Raw genomic sequence first — 25,625 nt, 5'->3', positions numbered from 1 at the left:
ATTGGCGGAACCATTTCCCAGCCGCCGCGTTAAGGGGCGTGAGGCACTGAGATGCAGTAATGGGTGTAGGCCCCGGCACGCAGGCTTGTGTGCCGGGGTCTTTTTGCGTGAGGCGGGACGATGGGGGACGTGGTCGGGGATTCAAAGGTCGACTTTGGTGTCCTTGCGGTGCTGCATAAATGGCCGTCGCTTGCGAACCAGCGACGGTCGGACCGAGCGTCCTACCAGGTGATCGAGGGTACGCTCGACGAATGCATCTCGGCGTTCATGGCGAAGCCGGCGGCGACCAGGCATCTCTATGAGATCCGCACCATCGCGCAACCGCCGCTGGTCACGGACATTCTCTCGCCCGAGCACATCACGGAGCTGGCGCGGCTGCGCGAATTTCTCTGATCCTAGCAGAAGCACCGGCTGAGCGCGGGAACCTTCTGCCGGTTTTTCCCGTTGATGGTGATCGGAAGCGAAGGCGTGAGTGCCTCACATGCTTGAAGCCGGCGTGCCAGCCCCTGTCGTGCCCTATGGCGCAGACCAGACCCTGTTCGTGGTGATCGACCGCCTCGACAAGGCGACCGAAATTCGTGTCGAGCGAAGCGATCTCGACGCCACGATCGGCGAGCTCGTCGCTGGCTGCTTCAACGACCCCATCAAGGTCATCTCGTTCAACACGCTGGAGCACTGGATGAAGGACATCTCGACCGATGTCGCCGGCGAGATCCGGGCGCGCTGTGACATTGATGGCATGACGCTGCCGGACTATCTCAGCGACTTCGTCGAAAGCCACAGCTGAGCGCGCATGGGGATGAGAATCAGGCGCGCCGGTACTTGCCGGCGATGACCTCGATCTCGCGGCGGCGTTCGTGCGCGAAGGTCAGGAGCTTTTCGATCGTCAATGTATCCGTGATCCGTTTGGCCAGCCGCTCGGCGCGTGCGGCCTGATCTTCGAGATACTGGATCGTGGTCAAACGCCGCCTCCCAAGAGCTTCGATCTGAAGTCCCGAATTGTTTGGGTATCCATCGTGCGATGGAGCGGCTAACAGCCGGTTAAGCACAGCGCTTCGGATCGATGCAGCCGCAAATTATTGCACCACGTCGAGCCGGACATTGGTGACACCCTTGTCGACCATGCCGAGCGCCTCCGCCGCGGAGGGAGAGACGTCGACCACGCGTCCGCGAACATACGGCCCGCGATCGTTGATCCTGACGGTGACGAAGCGGCCGGATGAGACATCGGTGACGCGCAGCTTGGTGCCGAACGGCAGGCTGGGATGGGCCGCGGTCAATTCGTTCTTGTCGAACCTCTCGCCGCTCGCCGTCTCCGTGTCCGAATAGAAACTGGCGACGCCGTGGGAGACGCTCTGCTTTGCATCACCGTCGGGGATGCGCGCCCGGCTGATCGGACGCGGATGCAGCGCCGCCACCCTGTGCGGTCGTTCGACAGCGGCCTGGCGGTGGGTGCCGAGATCGGCCTTCTGGCGGCCGACCGGCGATTGCGCACACGCCGCAAGCGACGCCGCGCCGATGGTGGCGAGCAGGATCCGGCACAGGCTTGCCGGCGAAATCCGGGCATTTTCGGCACGTGCAAAGCAAGACATGATGCGCCCTCCGAATGGCCCCGAGTTTCGGTGGGCAATGAGGGCAGAACCTTGTCGGAACGAAAGCGCGCCTGAGGCCGCAGCCGTTTCGGGTTAGCTGTGGCGATTCCACCACACCGGCTTGTCCTGAATCGAGACAGGCTCGTGGGATAAGCCCGATACGACGCGCCAGATCGGGCGCGTCTCCGGCGGAACCTCGTCAGGATCGGCGCCGCTCCTCGAGAGCCGCGCGAGCTCGCGCCGATAGAGCCGCTGCCAGCCAGTCTTCAAGCTGGCGAGAAAGTCGAGCTCCCGTTGTGTCAGCGTGCACATCATGAACCCGATCCGGTTGCGAGAGCCGCGTCGTCAGCCGACGAGGCCTCCCATCGGTTTGACGTCGGCGCTGCCCGGGAAGACGGCTTCTGCGAGCACCTTCTCCTCGACGCGCAGATGATCCCTCAGCAGGCCTTTCAGCACCGCGCGCAAATCCGTGGTCGGCTTGAGATCGCGATCCTCGAAGAGTTGCGCCGGCTTCAGACCGGGCCAGTCCGCGATCACGCGACCACCGTTGAGCCCGCCGCCGATCAGGAAAGCGACCGTGCCCGTGCCGTGGTCGGTACCCTGCGTACCGTTGATGCGCGCGGTTCGCCCGAACTCGGTGACGACGGCCACGACTGTTTCGCGCCACGCTTCGCCCATATTGCTCTCGATCGCGGCAAAGGCGCCGTCGAGAGCACCGAGCAGATTGTAGAGCTGGCCCGAGGCCACGCCCTCGGCGATGTGCGTATCCCAGCCGACGAAGCCCATGGCGCCGACACGCGGGCCGTCAGGCTTGGCGAGATAGCGCGCGGCCGTGCCGGCGGCTTCGGCGAAATAGGCGCGCACGCGCGCGATGCCGGGCGGCGGCAAGGTCGGATCGTCGGACATCGGATCGCCCGCGCCTGGTGCGCCGCCGAGCGAAGCGAGCCTCATGCGGGCCTGGAGCACGGTCGCAAGCTTCGGATCGGTGTGCTGGTAGAGATCGAGCAGGCGGTTCTGCGTGTCCTCGCTCGCCGGCAACAATCTCTGCGGCACCCATGTCATGACGGGCGCCGAACCGCGCACCACCAGCGGCGTCACGGAGCCGATGCCGAGCGCGCGGCTGCCGCGCGGGTCGACACGCCCGCTGGATTCCAGCGCGAGCAGCGCGCGGTTGAGCCATCCCGAGCTGGTCATGCCCGGCTTGACGAGCCCGCTTTCCAGCACGTCCTGGCCGTCGAAATGCGAACGCTCGCGATACGGCGTCGCGGCGGCATGGACGATTGCGGCCTTGCCGCTCTTGTAGAGCCGATGCAGATTCGGCATCGCCGGATTGAGCGCGAAGAAGGCATCGAGCGGCAGCGCGGGCGGCTTGCCGTCCAGCACCAGCGCACGATCGCCGCGCAAGGAGATCCAGTCGGGATCGCCGACCGGCGCAACCGCGCCAAGGCCGTCGAGCGCGCCGCGCAGCACAATGACCAGCAGGCGCGGATCGCGCCCTTCGGCACGCGCGATCCGCGGCATCTGGCTCCACGTGAACAGCGCGCCGGAGCCGACCAGAAGCTCTCGCCGCGTGGGCAGATGATGGTCAAAGCCCATGGTCACCTCCTCTGGAAATCCGCCGACATGAACAACAGCGCGAGCGCCTGCTGCCGGCTCTCGGCGCGGCCGACGGCCTGCTTCACCTCGGGTGATATCTCCGATGCGAAGACGTCCTCGATGATCGCCTGCGGATCAGCCGTACCGGCGAGGCGCTCGGCAAAATTGTTGGCGATGTCGAGCCGCCGGCCGACGCCGTCGATCCAGCTCGCCTCGTCGTCCGGATAGCCCTTGGGCGCGGATGGACGCCACAGCGCCTCGCCGAGCAGCTCCAGCCCGCCGGTGAAGCGGACTGGATCGACCGTCGTGGCGCCGGTCGCGCGCACCATGCCAACGCCCCACTCGCTGGGACGCTTGAGCTTCGACGGCGGCCCGCGCCAGGCCTCGTCCGAGGACACCATCGCGATCGCGACCTGCTTAAGATCGCCCTCGGTGTCGCGAAAAGTCTTCGCCATCTGCTCGATCAGCACAGGCGGCGGCTCGTCGGCGACGAAATGGCACGCGAGCTTGGTCGCGATATGGGTTGCGGTCGCCGGATGCGCGGCGAGATCGCGCAGCACCGCGCGGCCCTGCTCGGCATCCTCCTGCTCGTAGCGCTTGCCGAGCACGGTTTGCCCGCCGGGCTCGTGCAGCCGCGGATTGAAGGTGAACTCGCCACCGTGCTCGGGATTGTCGCCGGGCGGCACCAGCGTCCATCCCGTCAACACATTGGCGAAGCTGATGACGTCGTCCTGGGTGTAGCCGGCGCGCACGCCGAGCGTATGCAGCTCCATGATCTCGCGCGCGATGTTCTCGTTGAGGCCGCGGCTGCGGTTGATGCCGGCGATCGAGTTCGCACCCATCGAGCCGAGATTGTCGAGATAGAACAGCATCGCCGGATGGCCCTCGACGGCCAACAGGAGATCGACGAAGCGGCCGAGCATATTGGCGCGAACGGCTTCGCGCTCATAGGCGCCGGACATGCTCTGGATCTTGTTGGCCGAGATGCAGAAATGGTTGGACCAGAACCACACCAGCCGCTCGGCGAAGCCGATGTCGGCGGCAAGCGCGGCTTCCGTGCGCAGCTTGGCTTCCTGCAAATAGATCGGACGCCCGGGATCGGGCACGGCCTCGGCCGCCTGCTTGGCCGCCATCTCGGCGGCGTCCTTGTCCGCACCCTGCCCTTGCGTCTGGTCTTCCGACATTGCCGGCGCGGACGCCGTCTGCTGCTTCTTGGCTTGCTGCTGCGCCTGCTTGGCCCTAGCCGCGCGCCGCGCATTGGCGTCGGCAACGGTGCGATAGGCCTTTGCGCTGGTGGGAAGGACGGCGGCGGCGGTCAGCGTGAGCGGCCGGTCGAGATCGGCGATCAGTGCGCCGCGCGGGTCGGTGCCGACGGCGGCGATCGATCCCGGTCGCGGCCCCATCCCGAAGCGATGAAGCGCCAGCACAGCTTCGGCCTTTGCGGAATTGGTCATCGCGAACGCCTGATTTTCTCGAGCCTGCCAGCGGCACGCCGCGCAAGGCTACGAACCGTAATGCTACAGATCGTAGCATTAGCGCTGCCGGCCCGCAAGCAGAGATTGCGAGGTCCCGTCCCTCTCGCGAGCCGCCCATCCGGTGTGACGGATGGACGGCCGCAACGCTCCTAGAAATTCGGCCCGAGCGCGATCTTGGTGATCGTGCCGTTCCTGACGCCGATCCGCCATTCCGCCGAGCCGTTAGCGAACTGGGCGATGTAGATGTCGCTGTCGAGCGCGGTGACGCCGCGGAACGAGACCGCACGCAGCGCGCCGAGCTTCGCCAGGATCGCCTGGTCGAACGGAAGCTGCTGCCGCGTGATGTCGGCGACTTCCGACGTCATGTGCTCGTAGTCCGGCTGGCCCTTGCCGACATCAGCGATATAGCGGCGCAGCATATCCTCGCCATTGGCGATCGGAACGGCGCGGCGGGCGGCGCGCCCCGGCTTCGCGCCCATGTTGGAAGCCTCGACATTGTGGAAGCGCGTCTGCCGACCCGGCATCAGCACCTCGAGGCACCGTCCGGACTTGTCGGCGATCACCCAGGGATTGTTCACCGTGGTCGTGGCCGCCCAGCTCATGTTGGGCCGGACCACGCTCTGGGCCTTGCGATTGCCGTCGGCATCGAGATTGAAGACGCGGATGTCCTCGCCCATCTCGTTGTAGACCATGATCCGGATCGGCGAAGTGCCGGCGCGGCCGCGCACATTCGCCTCCTCGGCGCACGTGACGATGCCGCCGAGCTCGTCATTGCCGTCGGCCCGGAAGATGACGTCGCCGGCCTTGCCGTCTGGCTCGAGCAGCAGGCGGAATTCCGCCGTGCCGTTCTCGAATTTCGCACCATAGATGTCGTAGCCGCCCGGTCCGACGCCGCGGAAGAACAGCGACTCCACCGGACCGAGGGCGACGAAGGTCGCGTGCAACTCGTCGACCTGGCGGTGGACCTTGGCGGCGAGCGGTGCGCTCATCCGGTCGTAGTTCGGCGTGCCGCTGCGCAGATCCTCGATCCCGCGCAGGATCATCTCCTTGCCGCCGGCGACCGGGACCTGCTCGCGGAAACGATCGGGGACTTCCGCAACGCGACGCGCGAAGTCGGCCTCGATCGCCTGCGCCGCGGCCGCATCGATCCGCGGTGCGAGGCGGGCGCCGAACACCGCGTTCTGGACCAGCACGCGCGAGACCCTGGCCTGCTCGTCGCGCAGGAAAACCAGCAGATTGTCGCCACGGATCGAGAAGGCGTCGGCCCCCTCAGCGAGGAGCGCAGCCCGGCCCTGTACGGTTTCCTGCACCTGGAGCCGATCCCCGTCGCGGTCCACCGTGAGCACGCGGTTCGGTGCGATCCTGTACCAGCCCACATATTGATCGAGTGATCCGGAATCGGTGGCCGCCGTCGGCATCTCGGCAACGCGAAGTGCGCGGATGTCGCGTCCATTCATGCGCAGCATCAGCTCGGCGGAGCGGCGCTCCGCATCGAGCGGGAACGTGATCTCACCGGACGAGGCGGGGTAGGATGCGATGCCGTCAGTGCCGACCGTCAGGCGCAATTTGCGCTGCCCGGTGAGCTGGCCGTAGACCTCGTCGCCGTCGCGAAAGATCGCGAACACCGAGGTCGGACCCATGGCGTAGAAATTGACGAAGGGGCGGTAATGCTGGGCCGGCACCTCTCCACTATCCGCGGCGAGCGGCGCAGGCTCCGGCGTGCGATAGGCGATCATGCCGGCGGACACGATCACGGCCGGGACGATCGCAGCCGCGATCCACGCCCGCTTGCGCCAGCCGACCGCGACGGGCATCGCGGCGGCCGCGATGATGCGCTCGACGCGGGCGCGCACGGTCGAGGCCCGCGCCATCGCGAGCTCGACCGGCCGCGGGTTTACCGTGCTTGCAAAATCAAGCAGGATTTCCGCATAGGACAGCCGGTCGTCGATCACCTCGATGGCCTCGGCGTCGCTGATGATCTCGGCAAGTTCGGCCAGACGCGCGAGCTGCCACCACGAGAACGGGCTGAACCAGAACACCGCGCGATTGAGGGAGGCGAGCAGGAGTATATAGAAATCGCGGTTGGCGACATGCGCGCCCTCATGCGCGAGCACCGCGAGGCGCTTCTTGGCGTCCCAGCCGGAAAATTGCGGCGGCACCAGAATGGTCGAGCCAAACGTGACGGGACCGCCGACGTCGCGGCTGACGCGCACATCGGCGTCGACCATGCGCGGACCGTTGATCGGCCTTGCCGCGCGCGCGAGGCGCCAGGTCAGACAGAGGCCGATGGCCAGCCGCAGCAGCAACAGGCTGGCGACGCCGGCATGGATGACCGTAGCGATCAGCCACCAATTGATTGAGACGCCGTTCTTCGACGGCGGAATCGCCGCGCCGGGCGTCATCGGCTGCATGGGCTGCGGCATCTCGAACGTCGAGATATCAGCCGGCATGACATCAGCCGGCACCGATACCGGCGATGGCAGCCGGGTGATCGTGACCGTCGGCCAATGCATCACGAACGGCATCGCCAGCGACGCCAGCAGCACGACGACCCACGCCGTCATGTGGACGTGCGGATTGCGCACGCGAAACAGGTTGAGGCCGAACCAGACGACGCCTCCCAGCACAAGGGAGCGCAGCGCCGCCTCCGCCAGAGTTGCGATCATTCTTTCTTCACTCCCCTCGCCTTCTTCGCCTTGGCCACCTGGTCGGCCAGTGTGCGCAACTGCTGCTGATCGAGCATCGCATTGTCGACCATGCCGACGAGGACCTCCTCCATCGAGCCGTTGCAAAACCAGTCGACGATGCGCTGCACCGCCTTGGCCGCAACCCGCGCGCGCTCTTCGGCTGCGTGGTAGACATAGGTGCGTCCGTCCACCGTGTGCCGAGCATAGCCCTTTTCTTCCAGCCGGCGCAGCACCGTGCGGACTGTCGATTCCTTCAGCCGACGCGACAGCTTCTCGCGCACAATTTCGGCCGTCACAGGACCATGGGCCCAAACCAGTTGCATGACCTCGTGCTCGAGGTCGCCCAGTTCGGGCAAACGATCGTCCATGGCGGCTTACCTTGATTTCGAATTTCTTGTAACGCTACAGAGCGTCGCATATACGGCCGCGCCGCGCAAGCGGGTTTCTACCTGAAATGGTATCGCTGTGCTGACCTAACGTGGCTTGCTTCAAGCGGTCGTCGGGCCCGGGCTTGTCCGGGGCATCCACGTTCTTCGTACCATCCGGCGAGGCGGGGATGGCCGGGACATAGGCGAGCGGAAGCGACGCCGTCCTTCGGACGGCTATGCCCGGCCATGACGAGGCGGAGGCCTCAGTACTGCGGCTCGTACATCTGGGACTGAACCAGTCCCTTCACGTCGTTCGGCGCGGGTCCGTCCGCGAGCCCGCGCTGAAAGGCGACATCGGCGACGGCGGCGGCGATACGCACCGAGACTTCGCGGATGCGTGGCAGCGCCGGGTAGAGGCTGCCTTGCGCGAGATCGTCCTTGCCGACGCAATCGGCGAGCGTATGGGCGGCCGCCATGAACATCTCGTCCGTGACCAGCCGCGAGCGGCTGGCGATGACGCCGAGGCCGACGCCCGGGAAGATGTAGGAGTTGTTGCCCTGGCGCGGCACGAAGGTTCGGCCGTTGAGCTTGACGGGGTCATACGGACTGCCGCAGGCAAACAGCGCGCGGCCTCCGGTGTAGCGGTAGGCGTCCTCCGCCGAACATTCGGCCTTCGAAGTCGGATTGGAGAGCGCGAACACGATCGGCTGCTCGTTGAGCTCGGCCATCGCCTTGAGCACGTCGGGCGTGAAGGCGCCGCCGACCGCGGCAACACCGATGATGGCGGTCGGCTTCAGCGTCCTGATCGCGGTGAGGAAATCGGCGATCGGCGCCTGACCGGCATGGGCATAACGGAGCTTGTGACCGGACAGGCCTTGGCGGGCGCCAACGACGAGGCCGCGGGAATCCACCAGCCAGTTGCGCCGAAGCGCCTCGGCTTCAGAGGCACCTTCCGCCATCATCGCGGACGTCACGAGATCGGCGATGCCGGTCGCGGCCTCGCCGGCGCCGAGGAACAGGATGCGCTGGTCCTTCAGCTTGCCGCCGTTGACGCGCAGCGCCGAAAACAGGCCGGCGAGCGCCACCGCAGCCGTGCCCTGGATGTCGTCGTTGAAGACGCAGGCCTCATCGCGGTATTTGTGCAGCAGCTTGAACGCCGAGTGGTTGGCGAAATCCTCGAACTGGATCAGCACACCCGGAAAGGTCTTTCGCGCGGCGACCATGAACTCGTCGACGAAGCTGTCATAGGCCTCGCCCGTGAGCCGCCGCTCGCGCAGGCCGAGATAATACGGGTCCTTCAGGAGCTCTTCGTTGTTGGTGCCGACGTCGAGCACGATCGGCAGGCACGTTTCGGGATGCACGCCGGCGCACGCGGAATAGAGCGAGAGCTTTCCGACCGGAATGCCCATTCCGTTGGCGCCGAGATCGCCGAGGCCGAGGATGCGCTCGCCATCGGTGACGACGATCAGCTTGGCCGGATAGGGCCAGTTCTTCAGGATCTCGGCGATCTGGCCGCGATCGCGCGAGGAGATGAACATGCCGCGTGGCCGCTGGAAAATCAGGCCGTATTTCTGGCAGGCGAGCCCGACCGTCGGCGTGTAGATGATTGGTTGAATCTCGTCGATATTGTCGACGACGACGCGGAAGAACAGCGCCTCGTTGCGGTCGTGCAAGGCATTCAGCGCGACATATTTCTCGAGATCGGTCGGCAGCGTGCGCAGATTGACCAGCACGCGCTCGACCTGGGTCTCCATCGTCAGCACGCAAGGCGGCAGCAGGCCGCGCAGGCCGAGATCGTCGCGCTCCTGCGCGGAGAAGGCGGTGCCCTTGTTGAGCAGGGGATCGCGCAGCAGCGCCATGCCGTGCACGGAATCGGACGATGTCGAATGGGCGCTGACCCGAGCAGGTCTATTCACGAATTCCCCCAGGGAGTTTCTTATTGAAGGGCGAGCATTGTCGGCCAGCACTCACCTGAGATCAAGGACGCAGAAAACTGCGGCAAGCATTGTGATCCCGCACCGCAGCGAGGTTTTGGTGACAGACCGGTCGTCGTGCGCACGAAAAGGTTAACGCCGCGAGGCTGTCGTTCTCCTCATGGTGAGGAGCGCGGAACGCGCGTCTCCGGACGATGCTTTGCATCGCCGGGCGAACCACGCAGGCCCTGCTCTCGCTTGCGGCGCATCCTTCGAGACACCCGCTCCGCGGGCTCCTCAGGATGAGGCAGTGGTATTATTCCGCCTTGATGTCGGCGGCCTTCACGATCGGCCACCATTTCTCGGTCTCGGCCTTCTGGAAGGCTCCGAGCGCTGCGGGCGTCTGCTGATCGGGCGGAGGAATCTCCTGCCCCAATTCGCCAAACCGCTGCTTGACGGTAGGATCGGCAAGCACGGTGACGATCGCCGCGTTGAGCTTCGTGACGATCTCCTTCGGCGTGTTCTTCGGTGCCCAGATGCCGTGCCAGTAGGAGATGTAGAGACCGGGCAGCCCCGCCTCGTCGACGGTCGGGATGTCGGGCGCGGAGGCGAGCCGCGTCGGCGACGTCACCGCGAACGCCTTGATCGCACCGTTCTTGTAGTGCGGCAGCGAGTTCGAGGCCTGATCGAACATGATGTCGATCTGCCCGGCCACGAGGTCGATCATGGCGGGCCCCGCGCCGCGATACGGCACGAACTGGAAGTCGGTGCCGGTCCTCTCCTTGAAGAAGACACCGGCGACGTGGGCCCCCGTGCCGGCGCCGGCCGTGCCGGCAGTCACCTTGCCGGGGTTGGCCTTCAGCCACGCGATCATCTCTTTCAGAGTGTTGGCTTCGAGCGTCTTCCGGCCGACGATGAGCTGCGTGCCCATCGCGATCGTCGCGACCGGCTCGAAATCGGCGATCACGTCGTATGGCAGCTTGAAGATCGCGCCGTTGAGCACATGCGTGCCCCAATGGCCGATCGTGATCGTGGTGCCATCAGGCGTTGCGCGCGCGACGCGGGCGCCGGCGATGCTGCCGGAGGCGCCGGCGATGTTCTCCACCACGATCGACGTGTGCAATTCAGCGGCGATGCGTTCGGACAGGATGCGCGCCAGCGTATCGGTCGGACCGCCTGCCGCGAACGGCACCACGAGGGTGATCGGCCGCGACGGAAACGGCTGGGCGCTTAGCGGCGCGATCAACCCATAGGCGATCAGCCCAGCAATGACGATCGCATGATTATGCAATCCGGCCCACAGCCCCCGCATCAGTCTCCCCCCACGCTTTTTGTCGCCCGCATGTTGTCAGCAGGCTGGAGCCGGAGTGAACGCTGCGGCGCGGGCCGAGGCAAGCTGAAAATGATGTCGGACAGCTTAGGACATGTACTCATAAACTCGCGCTGCACTTCGTCTGAGGTCCACTCTGCCTCCGATACCGGCCGCGTTGGCGCACCTCACCCTAGGTCCGAGTTGGGCCATGTGTGGAAATCGCGTGGGGCCCGCTCAGCTGGCGTTAGTGCTTCATTGGCGCGTGTCCGACCGATGATCCGCAGGCTCGGCAAATCGCACGATGGGACCCCGCCTGCTCAATCGCTCAAGAACTTCTTTCTTACTTTCAGCAAGCCGATCAACATTATTGACCACAAACGTGTGATTACCTCCGCACTACTGGTCGCACCCGCTCCACTGGGACATGGTCGCCGTTTTTGCTGACGACCTTCAGAAACACTTCTTCCCGAGTCGCTTTGTCGATCATGCGGGCAGATCCTTTGCCGAGATGCTCATCTCCCCATTGGCTCAATGCCATCAGCACAGGCAATAGCTTGATGCCGGCTTTGGTGGGTTCGTATTGATAGCGCTTTCGCGCCCCCGGCTCCTTGTAAGGAGTTTTTTCAAAGATTCCGTACTCAACAAGTTTTTCCAGGCGCTCAGACAGCACCGCTCTTGGTATGCCCAAAAACGTTTGAAAGTCCTGGAAGCGGCGAACCCCCCATGAGGCCTCGCGCAAGATCAACAAGGTCCAGGTTTCACCAACAATCTCGAGCGTTCGCTTGATGGAGCAGTTGTTTTTTAGCTCCAACATCAAGCGAAGATCCAGCTCGGGCGAATGCGCTTTTTCTGAGTTCATTTTTCATACACAGGTTGACGTTAATGACAGTTCGTTATATGAACTTAGCATGGTTTGGCGTCGAGCGGTCAGGGAACCGTAAGATTACTTGGCGGAATGAGCCATACAGCTCTCGCGGAGGGGACAATGAAGTTTCTGCAAATGTCTAAGTTTGGCAAACCCACCGAGGTGGTTGAAGTTGTCGAAAGCGATCCACCCCCACCGCCGGCAGCAAATGAAGCCACGGTCGCGGTCGAATACTCAGCGATCGGACTTGCTGAACTTCTGATGATCCGTGGCATGTATGCGATCAGGCCGCAGCCGCCCGCGCCGCTCGGGAACGAAGCTATTGGCCGCGTTATCGCCGTAGGAGCCTCGGTTAAAAATGTAAGGACTGGCGATCGTGTCGCCATTCCGATCGGGCTTCCCGTGTGGAGACAGGCCATCACGGTGCCGGCCACCGATCTCATCGTCTTGTCTGAGCAAGCCGATCCCCAACAGATGTCAATGCTTCGGATCAACCCGCTCACAGCGGCATTGCTCCTAACCGAGTATGTCGAGCTCGGCAAGGACGACTGGGTCATCCAGAACGCCGGCAATTCCGGTGTGGGACGCAGCGTCATTGCGTTTGCAAAGGAGTTCGGACTGCGCTCGGTAAGCCTCGTGCGCAGACCCGAGCTGGTGGATGAGCTGAAGTCAGCCGGAGCTGACGTCGTCCTTGTCGATGGACCCGACGTTGTGAAGCAGGTCGCAGCGGCGACCGGCAAGGCTAAAATCAAGCTGGGCATCGACGGCGTGGGTGGCGAGTCCTCGCACTCGGTAGCGTCTTGCCTCGCGTCGAACACCAAGATGGTCGTCTATGGCGGCGTCAGCGGAAAGCCCGCGGCCATGAGTCCTCTGAACATCATTTTCAAGCAGATGACCCTGGAAGGGTTTTGGCTGGGATTTCCGCGCTTTCGAGATGCACACGAAAAGCTTGCGGCTCATACGCGGACAGCCGAGCGACTGATCGCCGAAGGCAAACTGCACGTTCCGGTCGCCGGCGTTTATTCGCTCGAGCAGGCAACTCAGGCCATGGCGCATGCGCAAAAAGGCGGGAAAGTCCTTCTGAAACCCAACTAATGGATGATCAACGGTCAGGCGCCCTGAATTCTAAGCGCCTGAAACCGCAGCTAGTGCGATATCGAAAGCGATGGCCCTAATTCCAATAGGGCGAACCGGAGGACACATGACTGCTCTTTTAGATCTGGTGCTTGAGTCTCACGGAACTCTTGAACGATGGCGAAAATTCAACGCGATCGACGTGAACCTCTCGATGCATGGTTCGCACTGGACTAGAAAGGGATGGGATGGTGTCTTCGAAAATGTTCAATTGAAGGCGCAAACGAAAGAACAGCGAACTTGCTTTACGCACTTTACCGAAGAAGGCGTGCAAAGCATCTACGAACCGGATCGTGTTCGGCTAGAGACAATCAACGGGAAGCTTATCGAGGAGCGCGTACATCCAAGAAATGCGTTTGAAGGACATACTCTTCAGACGACGTGGGATAGGCTGCATCTGGCTTACTTTACCGGGTATGCACTTTGGAATTATCTGAATACTCCATTTATGTTTGTCACTGAGAGTGCCAAAGCGGAAGAGATAGACCCGGCGACCGACCAAGGCACGGTACGCCGGCGGCTCAAGATCACTTTTCCCGAGAAGGTTGTAACTCACTGTCCGGACCAGATATTCCACGTCGATGAAAACGGGCTCATCGCTCGTTTGGATTATACCACACTCGTGGCAGGTGGCGCTCCAGCCGCGCACTACATGTCCGAGTACAAGAACATTCAAGGGATTATGATGCCAACCAAACGGCGCGCGTTCAGGAGAAACCCGGACGGAAGTATAAATACCGAATCTGTCCTCGTCGGTATCGATATCTCTGCAATTGCTTTGACTTAAAAAAGCATTCAGACGGCAGGAAGCACGCAAGCAAATGGGTACCCCCCGACTGCCCCATGGCGCGCGCCGTGGGTGTCATCGGCGATTGGGGTAGACACAATCGACTTGAGGAGCGCGTACATCCAAGAAAAACGTTTGAAGGACACGCGCGAGTACGTTCATGGCGTGGACACAAACGAACTTAAGGGCAAGGCGGGGCCAAAAGGCGCCACCTCCTCTGTTCTGAGTTATCGTTGGCATGCCGACTTCCGGTTTGGATCACGAGCCGCCGATCACACGCAAGGTCGGACACTTCCGCTTTCGATTGGCAAGCCGACGTTTATGGACAGACTTTCTAGCCGACCGCTCGCCTTGGCGTCAGATGAGCGGCGCCATCAGCCGGCGGCGCGATGTGCATCAGGATGGTCTGGGTGGCGGATGCGACCTCGATGCCGTGGTGCTGGAAACGCTGCTTCATGCGGCGGTTGAATTCGCGCTGCACCGGCCAGCGGCCGGCCTCGGTGCAACGGATCTGGCCGACGATCGACACCATGGCGCCGTCGACCTTGTCGATGCCCCAGAGCTCGAGATCGCCGCGGATCAGGCTGCGGAATTCCACCTCGCGGCGCATCTCGTCGACGATGTCCTTGAGGATCTGGCCGGCGCGGTCGGTATCCTCCTTGTAGGCGACGTTGACGCTGACGGACGCATTGCCGGCGCCGCGGCTGGCATTGGTGATAGTCGTGACCGCGCTGAACGGCACGATGTGCACGGCACCGTCGCCGGCACGAAGCCTGATCGTGCGGATCGAGACGTTCTCGACCACGCCCGATAGCCCGGACACGCTGACGCTGTCGCCGACCTGGACGGTGTTCTCCAGCAGCAGGAACAGGCCGGTGATGAGATCCTGCACCAGCTTCTGCGAGCCGAAGCCGATGGCGATGCCGACGATGCCGGCGCCCGCCAGCAGCGGCGCGACGTTGACGCCGATCTCGCTGAGCGCCGTGAGCCCGACGACAGTGGCGATCACGCACAGCAAGGCCGTGCGCAGCATCGGCTGAAAGGTCCGCAGCCGCGCGGCCCGGGCATAGTGCCCATCGCGCGACAGCGTATTGATCTGGCGGTCCAGCAGCGCGTTGCTGGCTTCCCAGATCGCAGCTGCGATGAACACGGCAAGTCCGATCGTCACCACCGCCGAGATCAGCCGGCTGCCGATCTGGCCCCCATAAAACCATACGATGGCGTCGACGCCCCAGACTTCGAGCACGGCCACCAGGCCGATGAAGGCGATCACGCCGGATACGATCTTGCGCAGCAGCGGCAGGTAGCGGTTGGCGCGGATCTCGAGGCCCGGAAAGCGCTGGAGGATCTCGGGCTTGATGCGGAAGCCGCGGTCGATCAGGCCCAGCGTCAGCATGATGGCGACACGCGTGATCAGCGCCACCGCGATGGTGCCGACGAAATATTGCAGCAGCAACGAATAGCCGTTGCGAATGTTCAGCGCCCACACGGCCCACAGCGCAAGGTCGAGCGCGATGGCGAGATAGTGCCAGCCGCCCGCGATGCGGTTGCGCAGTCGCGCCGCGATCCCCTGCCGGTCGGCCGGCGCGCGGATCGCTTCGGCGACCTGGCGGCGGCATTGCAGGATGATGACGACGATGAAGAGATGCACGACCAGCATCACCATGCGCAGGAGCGCGGCATAGCCGCCGCGATGCAGGCCGAGCAGCAGCGCCACATTCGCAAAGGCGATGCCGGAGACGCCGACACCGACGATACGGCGCGCCCAGATCTCGATATAGGCGGCGGTTTCGGCCTTGACCGGAAACAAGCCGAACGGTCCCGCCAGCACACGGACCACACAGATGAGCCCGCGCGAGAACGCATAGGCGTTGACGACGGCGAGGATCACGAGACGGACGGTGGTGGGCCCCCCGATCTCGGTGCCGAGCAGCGCCGTGGCGACGCCTACAAAGACCAACACGGGTAGCAGCTCGAGCAGGAAGCGTCCCAGCACGAGCGGCAGCCGCAGCATGATTTGCCAGGCCCGCGCCAGGCTGTGGCGGCGCATGTGCAGTTCGGGCGCCGGGGTGACATCGGCCACGGATGACGGCGGATCGGCAATGGGCAACACCTGCACCGGCAGACGCGCCGTTTGCGGCATGCGCCCTTCCAGGAACACGACGGGGCGGCGGATCAGACGGAAGATCACCCATTCGGCGCAGAAGGCGCAGCCGAACACCAGCGCAAGCTTCCAGGCGATCTCGATCAGGAGATTGTAGGCCGCGGGATCGTTCGCGGTCCGCACGATCCAGTAATAGAACGCCGGGAAGTGCGTGAGCGTCCTGGCCATATCGGCGACGTCTCGCGAAATCTCGCCGATTTCCTCGGACACGGTGAGCATGAGCTGCGCACCGAGGCCGTCGGCCGCGAGCGGGATCGGCGATTTTGGCTCGGGCGCGGGCTGCTGTGCACCGGACGCATTGGCGATCGCGCGCAGCGTGTCGATCATCTGCGCGCGCTTCTTGTCGTCCTGCAGCGTTTCCAGCGCGCGCTTGGCCTCATCGGGCGACAACGCGGCAGCGCTACTCGTCGACGGTGCAGGCGGCGCGGCGCGGGCGCTGGAGAGAGATGAGATCGCGATCAAGAGCGCGGCGAGAAGCGCGGAGGCAAGCTTATGCGACACGAGGGATCCCTGGGAAAATGAATGCGACGGCGACGTCGGGCCCGTCACCGCCGAAGCACATGCATCATGTCGGATCGACGCTATTCGCCCGGGCGCTGTGTCGGAAGTTGGCCAATGAGGCGACATTCTCTTGGCATTTGCCGCGGTGCAGGAAACGGGAACCGCGGTCTCAAGGCAGGACGTGCAGCGATCGGAATGCGGGCACGCGCAAAACCTCTCGCGTCATTCTGCCGGGCTGTCACATATGAAGAAACATTTGGCTGGAAGCTCAACCGCGGCCATTCTTCGAGACGCCCGCCTGCGGCGAGCCCTCAGGATGAGGGATGAATATGCGGCAACATTTCAACGCAGTGGATGCAGCTGAGCCTCATCCTGAGGAGCCGCAGAACGCGGCGTCTCGAAGGACGAGGCGCTCGCTCAGGCGCCGCTCAGACGTCATATGCGACAGCCCTGATATGCGACAGCCCTCCGTCATTCCGGGAGTCGGCCCGGAATGACGGCCGTGAGGAGGAGGAAGAGAGAAGCACGATGTCAAAAGCACGGCGGCCGCGTCACGGCCCTCCGACGTGGATCGGTGTGCAATCGATGTGATGCACAATACTGCGCCGGGCAGGTAGGGGCTATGCCACACTGATGCAGCCCTCTAAACCTTGGCCCGGCGTGCCGTTCGCGGTTTTCTGCCGCTATGCGATAGTCCGAACGAGCTCCATCGCACTTAACGCGGCTGGATCTGCGGAGGTGGTGTCATAGACCTCCCCTTGCTCTTGATGTGGACGTTGCGCGTCGCTTGTTTGCGACCATTGAGATGGTCCTCCCGTGACGCAGAACTGTCAAGCAAGATCAACGGCGCGCAAATCACATTTGAGGGCGCGTTCCATCTGACTGCGACGGATTCGCTTGCAGCGAAATGCGAGAAGTGGGCGAATTGCGAGGCCGCCCTTCCCGCCAATGTAGAACGCTTCTGCTACCGGTGGACGCGAGTACTGAGGAATTTGGGGATGATGACATCATGCCCCTGTTTTGCCCGACGAGTCAAACGATTTCGTTAAATCCGCAAGCGCTCGCGCTGACCTTCAAGTCATTGATTTCGTTATCCCCGGCTACTGTGCATGGGGTTGTTTTCGCGTTTTTGTTTCTTGCCCGCCTTCTCCTCCTTCTCCAGCGCCTTGCGCACCTCGTCGAATTCACCCGCCGAGGCCTTGTCGGCGCGAGGGAAGCGCAGATCGAGCTTTTCGAGCGCCGCGACGATGGCCGACCCGATCACGACGCGCGCGAACCATTTGTGGTCGGCCGGCACGACATACCACGGCGCATGAGGCGTTGCCGTGTGCCGGACGATGTCCTGATAGACCGCCTGGTAGCGCGGCCACAGCGCGCGCTCCTTGATGTCGTCCATGGAGAACTTCCACTGCTTGGACGGATCCTCCAGCCGGTCGAGGAAGCGCTCGCGCTGCTCGTCTTTGGACAGGTTGAGGAAGAACTTCAGCACCACGGTGCCGTTGCGCGCGAGATAGCGCTCCCACCCACAGATGTCCTCGAACCGCTCCTTCCAGATGTTCTTGGTGACGAGCTTTGACGGCAGCTTCTCCTTGGCGAGGACCTCCGGATGCACGCGCGTCACCAGGCATTCCTCGTAATGAGAGCGGTTAAAGATGCCGATATGCCCGCGCTCCGGCAGCGCGATTGCATGGCGCCAGAGGAAATCGTGGTCGAGCTCCTTGCTGTTCGGCGCCTTAAAGGCACTGACTGCGCAGCCCTGCGGATTGATGCCCTCGAAGATCGCCTTGATCGCAGAATCCTTGCCGCCAGCGTCCATCGCCTGGAACACGATCAGCACCGACCAGCGGTCCTGGGCGTAGAGCTTCTCCTGAAACGCGATCAGCCGCTTCTTGTTGGCATCGAGAATGTCCTGCGCCTTCTCCTTGTCGAGGTCGCCCTTCTCGTCGGTCTTGTGATCCTTGAGATGAAACTTGCCCGAACCATCGTAGCGGAATGGCGTAATGTAACGGTCAAGCTCCTGGGCGAGCGATTTGGACGACTTCTTGCTCATGAGCGCGGGACACCTTGCGTTGCGGCTTCAATCGGTCGAGCAAGCTACCAAGGATACCCTTCGGAAGGAATATGATGAAAAGCACCAGCAGCACTCCGTAGACGAGATTGTCCCAGCCGACCGCCTTGGTGCCGAAGCCGATGCGCAGGGTCTCGGCCAGCATAATCGTGATGATAGCGCCGAAGGTCGGGCCGAGCGAGACGAACAGGCCGCCGACGATGGCCGCGAACACCATCTGGAGCGACACCGCGATGCCGCTGACGGTATCGGGCGTGATGAACATCTGGTACTGGCAGTAGAGCGCGCCGGCCAATGCCGTCATCAGCGCGCTTAGCAGCGTGATCTTCAGCTTCTCCGCGGTGACGTCGACGCCGGCGGCGGCCGCGGCGTCCTCGTCCTCCGAGATCGCCTCCAGCGCATAGCGGGCCATGCTGCGGTCGACCCAGTGCCAGACCACGATGCCGAAAAGCCAGACCCCGAGCGCGATCAGGTACCAGGTGATCTTGTCGTCGAATTGCAGCGACCAGAGCTTGTTGCCCGCGGCCCGGTTCGGCGTGTAGCCGAGCGAGCCGCCGGTGTAGTCGCGCGTCGCCGTGATGACCTGGAGCACGATGCCTGAGAGCGCGAGCGTCACCAGCACGAAATAGTGCCCGGTGATGCGGAAGCGAAAACAGGGATAGCCGACGATCAGCGCCAGCGCGCCGGCCGCGACCATGCCGATGGGGATGCCGATCCAGGGCGACCAGCCCAGGTGATTCCAGAGTAGTGCGGTGACATAGGCGCCGATCCCCATGAACCCGCCATGGCCGAGCGAGACGAGGCCGAACCGCCCCATCATCGACCAGGACGTATAGGCGAACGACCAGATCAGGATCAGCACCAGGATGTGCAGATGATAGGGATCGCGATAGACGAAAGGCAGCGCGACCAGCGCCGCCAATCCGATCCCCCAAGCTGCAAGCCGTCTCCGCCCCATCATCGGCGCCTCGCGAGCAGGCCCGCGGGCCGGATGAACATCATGACGATGAAGAACGCGAAGGCGAGCACATAGCCCCATTCGAGATCGGAGAACAGGCCGCCGAGCGAGATGATCTCGGCGAACACGAAGGCGGCGATGAAGCCGCCGATGAAATTGCCGAGGCCCCCGAGCACGCAGATCAGGAAGGTGATCGGCCCGAATGACAGGCCGACGAAGGGATGCACGTCATATTGCAGAACCAGCAGGCAGGCTGCGAGCCCGGCCAGCCCCCCGCCGATCGCAGAGGTAATGAGATAGATCCGCTTCGTGTCGACGCCCATCAGCGCCATGATCTGCCGGTCCTGCGAGATCGCGCGGATCGCGGTGCCGGTGAAGGTCCGTGTCATGAACAGATAGACCGCGACCATGCCGACCAGCGCAGCCAGGAAGGACAGAAGTCGTGCGTAGCTGAAATTCATGTCGCCGAAGGCGAGCACCGGCAGGCGGATGCCGAGGTTGCGGAAGTCGATGCCGAAGGCGACGGTGGCAAAGCTCTGCAGCACGAACAGCACCCCGCCGGTCGCCAGCAACTGGTTGATCGGCGGCGCGGTGAGGAGCGGCGCGATCACGAGGTAATGTAGCGCCGCGCCGAGCACCGCGACCAGCAGGATGGTGAGCGGCGCGGCGACGAAATAGCTGATGCCGTAATACTGCACCAGGAAGTACATGGCGTACATGCCGATCATCACCAGCTCTGCGTAGCAGATCCAGGTCACGTCGATGACGCCGAAGATCAAATTGAGCCCGAGCGCGAGCAACGCCAGCACGCCGCCGAGCAGGATGCCGTTGATCACGGCCTCCAGCAGGTAGATGTCGAAAATGTCCAGAAATGCTTGCATGCCTGCATGAACCTCACACCCCGAGATACGCTTCCTTGACCGTGTCGCTCGCCAGCATCTCGGCCGAGGTGCCTGAGGACCTGATCGTACCCGCCTCGATCAGATAGGCGCGATCGACCACTTTCAGCACCTGCTGCACATTCTGCTCGACGATCAGCACGGTCAGCCCGCTGGCGCGGATCCGCTTCACCAGCTCGAACACCTGCTGCACCACGACCGGCGCGAGCCCCGCCGACGGCTCGTCGAGCAGCAGCAGCTTTGGATTCGACATCAGCGCGCGGCCGATCGCGCACATCTGCTGCTCGCCGCCGGACATGGTGCCCGCCATCTGGTGGCGGCGCTCCTTCAGGCGCGGAAACAGCTCGAACACCACGTCCAGCCGCTCGGCATAGTGGCCGCGCGCCTCCTGCATGAAGGCACCGATCTTGAGATTGTCGTCGACCGAGAGCTGCGGAAACAGCCGCCGGTTCTCCGGCACATGCGCGATCCCGAGGCTGACGATCTTGTGCGGCGGCGTGGCCACGACGTCGACGGCTTCCATTCTGATCGAGCCGCGCGAGGGGCGGATCAGCCCGGAGATGACGCGCATCAATGTGGTCTTGCCCGCGCCGTTCGGCCCGATGACGCCGACGGCCTCACCCGCCCTCACGTCGAGATTGACGTCGAACAGTGCCTGGAAGGTACCATAGCCGGCATTGACGCCGCGGAGCTCCAACATCACTGCACCCCCGCGCGGCGGCGCGCTGCGGCGGCCGCAGCCTGCGTGGTCTCGGCATCAGTGCCGAGATAGACCTCGATGACACGGGGATCGCCGGCAACGGCACTCGGCAAACCTTCCGAGATCTTCTCGCCGTGATCGAGCACCATGACGCGATCGACGACGCGCATCAGCACGCCCATGATGTGCTCGACCCAGATGATGGTAATGCCGAGCTCGTCGCGGATGTTGCGGAGCATGTTAGCCGCCTGCCCCATCTCGGCCTCGTCGAGGCCGCCGAGGCTCTCATCGGCCAGCAGAAGTTTTGGCGCGGTGGCGAGCGCTTTCGCCAGTTCGAGCTTTTTCAGGCCGGCTGCGCCGAGGCCGTCGACGCTGGCATCGCGATCGGTCGGCAAGCCGACCATCGCCAGCGAGCGCTCGGCCGCCTCCTCGGCCCTGGCACGGCTGTGGCGGCCCTGGCCATAGAATCCGGCGAGCGCGACGTTCTCGAAGATCGTCAGGCGGCGGAATGGTCGCGGGATCTGGAAGGTGCGGCCGATGCCGCTGTTGATGATCCGGTGCGGCGGAAGGCCCGCGATCTCGGAGCCGGCGAACAGGATCGAACCGGACGTCGGCGCCAGTGTACCCGAGAGCATATTGAAGATCGTGCTCTTGCCCGAGCCGTTGGGGCCGATCAGGCCGAGGATCTCGCCCTGATCGACTTTGAACGACACATTGTTGACGGCGGTGAAGCCACCAAACCGCTTCACCAGCCCGCTGACTTCCAGCACCGTCCCGCTCTCCTCTCTGCGCGCCCTGGCGCTACTGGTTGCTGTAGGTGGTGCCCTTCGGCAGCGGCAGCACGGCCTCGCGCTGCGCCTGACTCTTGGGCCACACCACGGAGGATTTGTCGTCGATATACTGGATCACGACCGGGAATGAGCGCTCGTTCTGCCCGGCCATCGGCGTGCCCTCGCCGTAAAACTTGACGCCGAATCCGAGCATGGTGCCTCCTTCGGGAATATCGGTGTCGAGCGCAGCCTTGCGCAGCGCATCCGGATCGACCCCGCCATACTGCTTGATCGCGCGCGGCAGCACGTCGTTCATGAACACATAGGTGTTGGACGCACCGATGCCGACATGCGCCGAGCGGATGGCGACCCCGGGCCGGATTTTGTCGAACTCCTCGCCGACCATCTTGATCACCGGCGGGAGCTTGGGATCCATGGTCTTCTGGTTGGCAAGCCAGATCGAAATCGGGTCGGTGTTGAAGATGTAGGTGGCATCCACCCCCATGCCTTCCTTCAGCTTCTCATAGACGCCGTAACCCGCGCCGTGCCCCATCAGCGCGCCGAACTTCAGCCCCTGCTCGCGCGCCTGACGCAGCAACAGCGTGATATCGGGGTTGTAGCCGGTGTGGAAAATGACGTCGGGCTTGGCGCGCTTCAACTTGGTCACCAGCGCGGAGAGGTCAGGCGCGGTGGCCGAGTAGCCTTCCTTCATCACGACGTTGAATCCCGCCTTCTTCGCGCCGGCTTCGTTGCCCCTGGACACGTCGACGCCATAGGCGCCGTCTTCGTGAATGATGGCGACGCGCAGATCCTTCGGCTCCTTGTCGAACTTCGCCTTGGCATTCTGCGCGATGAAATCCATGGTCATCATGCCGAACTGGTCGCCGCTCGCCTGCGGGCGGAAGACGTATTTGTAACCCTTCTCGTTGAACACGGCCGACGAGATGCAAGTCGTCATCCACATGAACTTCTTGAGCTGCTCGACGCGGGCCGCGACCGGCACACATTGCGCCGAGGAGAAGAAGCCGAGCACCATGTCGACCTTTTCCTGCTCGAGCAGGCGGACGGATTCGTTGATCGCGATGTCGGGCTTGCTTTGCGCATCGGCATAGACCGCTTCGATCTTGTAACCCTCGACGCCGGTCTTGGCGAAATGGTCGAGAATGATCTTTGCGCCGATATAGCCGAGTTCAGAGCCACCGCCGGCGAGAGGCCCGGTCAGATCGAAAACGACGCCGATCTTGATCTTCTTCTCTTTGCCTTGATCCTGGGCCTGGGCGGACAGCGCCAAGCCTGTCGCCGATACCGCGACCAACAGCCCACGTACCAAACGGGCAGCCATGCGCACGCGCATCAAAACCTCCCTGGACGATTGTGCATTGCATTCTTTTTGGTTTTATATTTTCGCCCATCACATGGGCTGAGCGCAGCGATGTCAAGCCTCGCGCATCAGCGCAACGCGAACTGCTGCTCGACGAAGGCCGTGACAAATCGCGGCATGGACGGCGTGAGATCGCTCACCCCGCGCACGAGATGAATGGCCGAGAGCTCTGGCTCGGCCTCGTCCGCCAGATTGGCTTCGATCCGCGCACGCGCCACATCACCCGGCATGTCCAGGTTGACGATTTGCAACATCGCAATCGTCGGGCCGGTGACGACGCAGTGCCAGTCCGGCTCGACCCGATAGTCGGCGGCGGTCAGGCCGGTCTCTTCCTCGAGTTCGCGGATCACGCTGCCGGGAATGTCCAGCGTGTGGCCCCTGACGTCTTCGAGATCGGGCGTACCGGACGGGAAATAAATCCGGCCCGCATTGGCGGTGTGCTGCGCCATCTCACCCATGACGAAGGCGCCGTCGGAGGCGCGCAACGCGCCCATGCCAAAACCGTTGAACACGGCCTTGTCGGGAAAACCCCAATCGCGCCAGGCGAGGAAGCTCGCGAAATCGGTCTCGAAATAGGTCGCAGAAAGATGCCCGTCGGCGAACGTTGCATCACGCCCGAGCAGGACGCGACCGTTCCAGATCTTTGGCCGCTCGCGCTGCTTCTCGGCGAAATGCGTGGCGATCTCGGCGCGCCGCTCCTCCGCGAACGCCCAGACGATCGGCCGCACGGCAAGTTCAAGCGTCGTGACGCGATGAATGATTGGTGACGTCATGACGCCTGATGACCACGCCTTCGCGTCAGTTATTTGACGCTTCCCGTGGTCTTCTTGGCCTGCTCGACATACTTGTTGGTGAAGGTCTTGCTGACGTCGATCTTGGCGTTGGCGACCTCGGGCGATCCAACGCTGAATACCGCGAGCACGGCGTCGGCGCCCTTCGGGTCCATCTTGCCGGTCTCGGAGAACATTGGGATCGTGTTCTTCAGTGCCGCGAGATAGAGGTCCTTGTTCTTGCCGACCGTCTCCTCTGGCATCTTCGCCATGATCTCCTCGGGCGAGTGCGAGTGGATCCAGGCGAGCGTGCCCAGGATCGCGTTGGTCAGCGCCTGCGTCTCCTTCTCGTGGCCGGCAACCCAGGCCGCGGTCGAGTACAGCGCGCCGCCGGGATATTCGCCCCCGAACGTCTCAAGTGTATCCTTTTGCGTGCGGGTGTCCGAGAGGATGCGCAGATCCTTGTGGCTGCCCTGGAGCACGGTCACGGAGGGATCGAGCATCACGGCCGCATCGATCTGGCCCTGCTCCATGGCGGCGACCGCAGTGGCGCCGAGGCCAACGCCGATCACGGCGGTGCTGGCGGGATCGACGCCATTCTTCTTCAGCATATATTTGAGGAAGAAGTCGGTGGAGGAGCCGGGCGCGCTGACGCCGACCTTCTTGCCGGCGAGGTCCTTGATCGACTTGATCTCGTTGGTGTGCGACGGCGAAACCACCAGCACGAGGCCGGGATAGCGGTCATAGACCACGAACGCCTGAAGCTCCTGCTTCTTGGCCGCGAGGTTGACGCAATGGTCGAAATAGCCGGAGACCACGTCGGCGCTGCCGCCGAGCACGGCCTTGAGCGCGTCCGAGCCGCCCTTGAGGTCCACGAGCTCGACATTGAGGCCGGCCTTGTCGTATTCGCCGAGCTGTTTTGCCAGCACTGTCGGCAAATAGCACAGGCAAGAGCCGCCGCCGATCGCAATGGTGACCTTGCTTTGCGCCGCGGCAAGACCGGTGGTGAGCGTCAGCGCGAGCAGCGCGCCCGCGAGCCTGGCTATCGTGTTCTTCATTGGTTTCCTCCGTTCGGCTGGCGGCACCATAAAGCAGCCGGGCTGGCTTGAGAAGCAGGACCGAAGGCGCTGGCCATCGGCCTTTCGGCGCAATAGCATGAAGCCCACAAGAACAATTCTTGATGGGGAGGATCATCCATGAATCGCCTTGCAATCGGACTGTCGATCGCCACCGCTTTTGCCGCCGGATGCGGCGCAACCCACCTGCTGCGGCCGGCGCTGGCCGCGGAGAACATCACTCCGCAGATCATCCACACCGGCGAGATGGAGGGCGACGCGCTGGGGAACGCCAACGCCGTCGGCTACCGCTCCAAGACGTTCGCAAGCGCCGATGGCGCCACCATCTCGATCCAGGTCGGCAATGTGCCCAAGCACATGCATCCCAACACCAACGAGATCCAGTACATCTTAGAGGGCACCAGCACGATCTGGTTCGGCGACAAGGAGGTCACGGTGAAGCCGGGCGACCTCGTCATCATCCCGAAGGGGACGCCGCATGGCGGCACCAAGCCGATCAGCGGACAGGTCAAGGCGATCGCGATCAAGACGCCGCCGCAGGCCCCCGATGACACCAAGCTGCTGGATTGAGCTTTCGCGATCCGGGGCTCGCGCGGTGCGCGGGCCCCT

24 protein-coding genes are annotated in these 25,625 nt (G+C 63.5%); 5 read left to right on the top strand and 19 right to left on the bottom strand.

Annotated elements, in window-relative coordinates:
* Positions 1 to 120 precede the first annotated feature (120 nt).
* The gene (locus BcanWU425_RS11575) at positions 121 to 393 is read left to right on the top strand and encodes a hypothetical protein (RefSeq protein WP_018457466.1); all 273 of its coding nucleotides are present in this window, start codon (positions 121 to 123) and stop codon (positions 391 to 393) included.
* Between the two features lie 88 nt (positions 394 to 481).
* A complete protein-coding gene (locus BcanWU425_RS11570; protein ID WP_018457465.1) occupies positions 482 to 787 on the top strand; it encodes a hypothetical protein in 306 nt (101 codons plus the stop codon).
* Positions 788 to 806: 19 nt separating this feature from the next.
* On the opposite strand, the gene BcanWU425_RS11565 is transcribed toward BcanWU425_RS11570, so the two are convergent.
* The 10 genes from BcanWU425_RS11565 to BcanWU425_RS11520 all read right to left on the bottom strand — a co-directional run bounded on the left by BcanWU425_RS11565 (position 807) and on the right by BcanWU425_RS11520 (position 11,802).
* Positions 807 to 962, bottom strand: coding sequence for a hypothetical protein (locus BcanWU425_RS11565; RefSeq protein WP_018457464.1), 156 nt, complete (start codon positions 960 to 962; stop codon positions 807 to 809).
* Between the two features lie 114 nt (positions 963 to 1,076).
* Positions 1,077 to 1,592 carry a septal ring lytic transglycosylase RlpA family protein gene (locus BcanWU425_RS11560; protein WP_085385139.1) on the bottom strand — a complete coding sequence of 172 codons (516 nt, stop codon included), beginning with the start codon at positions 1,590 to 1,592 and terminating at the stop codon, positions 1,077 to 1,079.
* A gap of 93 nt (positions 1,593 to 1,685) precedes the next feature.
* A complete protein-coding gene (locus tag BcanWU425_RS11555; protein ID WP_204512021.1) occupies positions 1,686 to 1,907 on the bottom strand; it encodes a hypothetical protein in 222 nt (73 codons plus the stop codon).
* A 30-nt stretch (positions 1,908 to 1,937) separates the two neighbouring features.
* Positions 1,938 to 3,188 (bottom strand): DUF1501 domain-containing protein, encoded by a 1,251-nt coding sequence (locus tag BcanWU425_RS11550; RefSeq protein ID WP_018457461.1) that lies wholly within the window; start codon positions 3,186 to 3,188, stop codon positions 1,938 to 1,940.
* Positions 3,189 to 3,190: 2 nt separating this feature from the next.
* Positions 3,191 to 4,642 (bottom strand): DUF1800 domain-containing protein, encoded by a 1,452-nt coding sequence (locus tag BcanWU425_RS11545; RefSeq protein WP_231190459.1) that lies wholly within the window; start codon positions 4,640 to 4,642, stop codon positions 3,191 to 3,193.
* A gap of 170 nt (positions 4,643 to 4,812) precedes the next feature.
* Entirely contained in the window at positions 4,813 to 7,329 is a 2,517-nt protein-coding gene (locus BcanWU425_RS11540; protein ID WP_204512023.1) for a M56 family metallopeptidase, read from the bottom strand.
* Complete coding sequence (locus BcanWU425_RS11535) at positions 7,326 to 7,718, bottom strand: BlaI/MecI/CopY family transcriptional regulator (RefSeq protein ID WP_018457458.1); 393 nt, start codon at positions 7,716 to 7,718, stop codon at positions 7,326 to 7,328. Before BcanWU425_RS11535 ends, BcanWU425_RS11540 begins: the two co-directional genes overlap by 4 nt.
* Positions 7,719 to 7,981: 263 nt before the next feature.
* Entirely contained in the window at positions 7,982 to 9,577 is a 1,596-nt protein-coding gene (locus tag BcanWU425_RS11530; RefSeq protein ID WP_018457457.1) for an NAD-dependent malic enzyme, read from the bottom strand.
* Positions 9,578 to 9,947: 370 nt separating this feature from the next.
* Positions 9,948 to 10,943 carry a tripartite tricarboxylate transporter substrate-binding protein gene (locus BcanWU425_RS11525; RefSeq protein WP_085350245.1) on the bottom strand — a complete coding sequence of 332 codons (996 nt, stop codon included), beginning with the start codon at positions 10,941 to 10,943 and terminating at the stop codon, positions 9,948 to 9,950.
* Positions 10,944 to 11,328: 385 nt separating this feature from the next.
* Positions 11,329 to 11,802 carry a winged helix-turn-helix transcriptional regulator gene (locus tag BcanWU425_RS11520; protein ID WP_018454364.1) on the bottom strand — a complete coding sequence of 158 codons (474 nt, stop codon included), beginning with the start codon at positions 11,800 to 11,802 and terminating at the stop codon, positions 11,329 to 11,331.
* Positions 11,803 to 11,928: 126 nt separating this feature from the next.
* Between BcanWU425_RS11520 and BcanWU425_RS11515 the strand changes: the two genes are divergently transcribed.
* Together BcanWU425_RS11515 and BcanWU425_RS11510 are read left to right on the top strand one after the other, a co-directional pair.
* Positions 11,929 to 12,903 carry a zinc-dependent alcohol dehydrogenase family protein gene (locus tag BcanWU425_RS11515; protein ID WP_158091743.1) on the top strand — a complete coding sequence of 325 codons (975 nt, stop codon included), beginning with the start codon at positions 11,929 to 11,931 and terminating at the stop codon, positions 12,901 to 12,903.
* A 106-nt stretch (positions 12,904 to 13,009) separates the two neighbouring features.
* A complete protein-coding gene (locus tag BcanWU425_RS11510) occupies positions 13,010 to 13,729 on the top strand; it encodes a hypothetical protein (RefSeq protein WP_231190457.1) in 720 nt (239 codons plus the stop codon).
* 334 nt (positions 13,730 to 14,063) lie between these two features.
* On the opposite strand, the gene BcanWU425_RS11505 is transcribed toward BcanWU425_RS11510, so the two are convergent.
* From BcanWU425_RS11505 to BcanWU425_RS11465, 9 genes are all read right to left on the bottom strand, one after another.
* Positions 14,064 to 16,394 carry a mechanosensitive ion channel domain-containing protein gene (locus tag BcanWU425_RS11505; protein ID WP_204512024.1) on the bottom strand — a complete coding sequence of 777 codons (2,331 nt, stop codon included), beginning with the start codon at positions 16,392 to 16,394 and terminating at the stop codon, positions 14,064 to 14,066.
* A 1,090-nt stretch (positions 16,395 to 17,484) separates the two neighbouring features.
* A complete protein-coding gene (locus BcanWU425_RS11500) occupies positions 17,485 to 18,444 on the bottom strand; it encodes a polyphosphate kinase 2 family protein (RefSeq protein ID WP_204512025.1) in 960 nt (319 codons plus the stop codon).
* On the bottom strand, positions 18,404 to 19,423 hold the full coding sequence (locus BcanWU425_RS11495) for a branched-chain amino acid ABC transporter permease (RefSeq protein ID WP_085350250.1): 1,020 nt from the start codon (positions 19,421 to 19,423) through the stop codon (positions 18,404 to 18,406). Before BcanWU425_RS11495 ends, BcanWU425_RS11500 begins: the two co-directional genes overlap by 41 nt.
* Positions 19,420 to 20,301 carry a branched-chain amino acid ABC transporter permease gene (locus tag BcanWU425_RS11490; RefSeq protein ID WP_018454358.1) on the bottom strand — a complete coding sequence of 294 codons (882 nt, stop codon included), beginning with the start codon at positions 20,299 to 20,301 and terminating at the stop codon, positions 19,420 to 19,422. The genes BcanWU425_RS11495 and BcanWU425_RS11490 overlap by 4 nt, the downstream gene beginning before the upstream one ends.
* A gap of 13 nt (positions 20,302 to 20,314) precedes the next feature.
* The gene (locus BcanWU425_RS11485; protein ID WP_204512026.1) at positions 20,315 to 21,019 is read right to left on the bottom strand and encodes an ABC transporter ATP-binding protein; all 705 of its coding nucleotides are present in this window, start codon (positions 21,017 to 21,019) and stop codon (positions 20,315 to 20,317) included.
* Positions 21,019 to 21,789, bottom strand: a complete 771-nt coding sequence (locus tag BcanWU425_RS11480; RefSeq protein ID WP_204512027.1) for an ABC transporter ATP-binding protein — start codon at positions 21,787 to 21,789, stop codon at positions 21,019 to 21,021. Before BcanWU425_RS11480 ends, BcanWU425_RS11485 begins: the two co-directional genes overlap by 1 nt.
* Positions 21,790 to 21,820: 31 nt before the next feature.
* Positions 21,821 to 23,143: an ABC transporter substrate-binding protein gene (locus tag BcanWU425_RS11475; RefSeq protein ID WP_204512028.1), complete on the bottom strand. Its 1,323-nt coding sequence runs from the start codon at positions 23,141 to 23,143 to the stop codon at positions 21,821 to 21,823.
* Between the two features lie 95 nt (positions 23,144 to 23,238).
* Positions 23,239 to 23,943: a hypothetical protein gene (locus BcanWU425_RS11470; RefSeq protein WP_018454354.1), complete on the bottom strand. Its 705-nt coding sequence runs from the start codon at positions 23,941 to 23,943 to the stop codon at positions 23,239 to 23,241.
* Between the two features lie 29 nt (positions 23,944 to 23,972).
* On the bottom strand, positions 23,973 to 24,998 hold the full coding sequence (locus BcanWU425_RS11465; protein ID WP_204512029.1) for an ABC transporter substrate-binding protein: 1,026 nt from the start codon (positions 24,996 to 24,998) through the stop codon (positions 23,973 to 23,975).
* A 138-nt stretch (positions 24,999 to 25,136) separates the two neighbouring features.
* Here BcanWU425_RS11465 and BcanWU425_RS11460 point away from each other — a divergent pair, with 138 nt between their 5' ends.
* Entirely contained in the window at positions 25,137 to 25,586 is a 450-nt protein-coding gene (locus tag BcanWU425_RS11460) for a cupin domain-containing protein (protein WP_204512030.1), read from the top strand.
* Positions 25,587 to 25,625 lie beyond the last annotated feature (39 nt).

The organism is Bradyrhizobium sp. WU425, assembly GCF_021052305.1.
Lineage (GTDB): Bacteria > Pseudomonadota > Alphaproteobacteria > Rhizobiales > Xanthobacteraceae > Bradyrhizobium > Bradyrhizobium canariense_D.
This window is presented reverse-complemented; position numbering and strand designations above follow the sequence as displayed.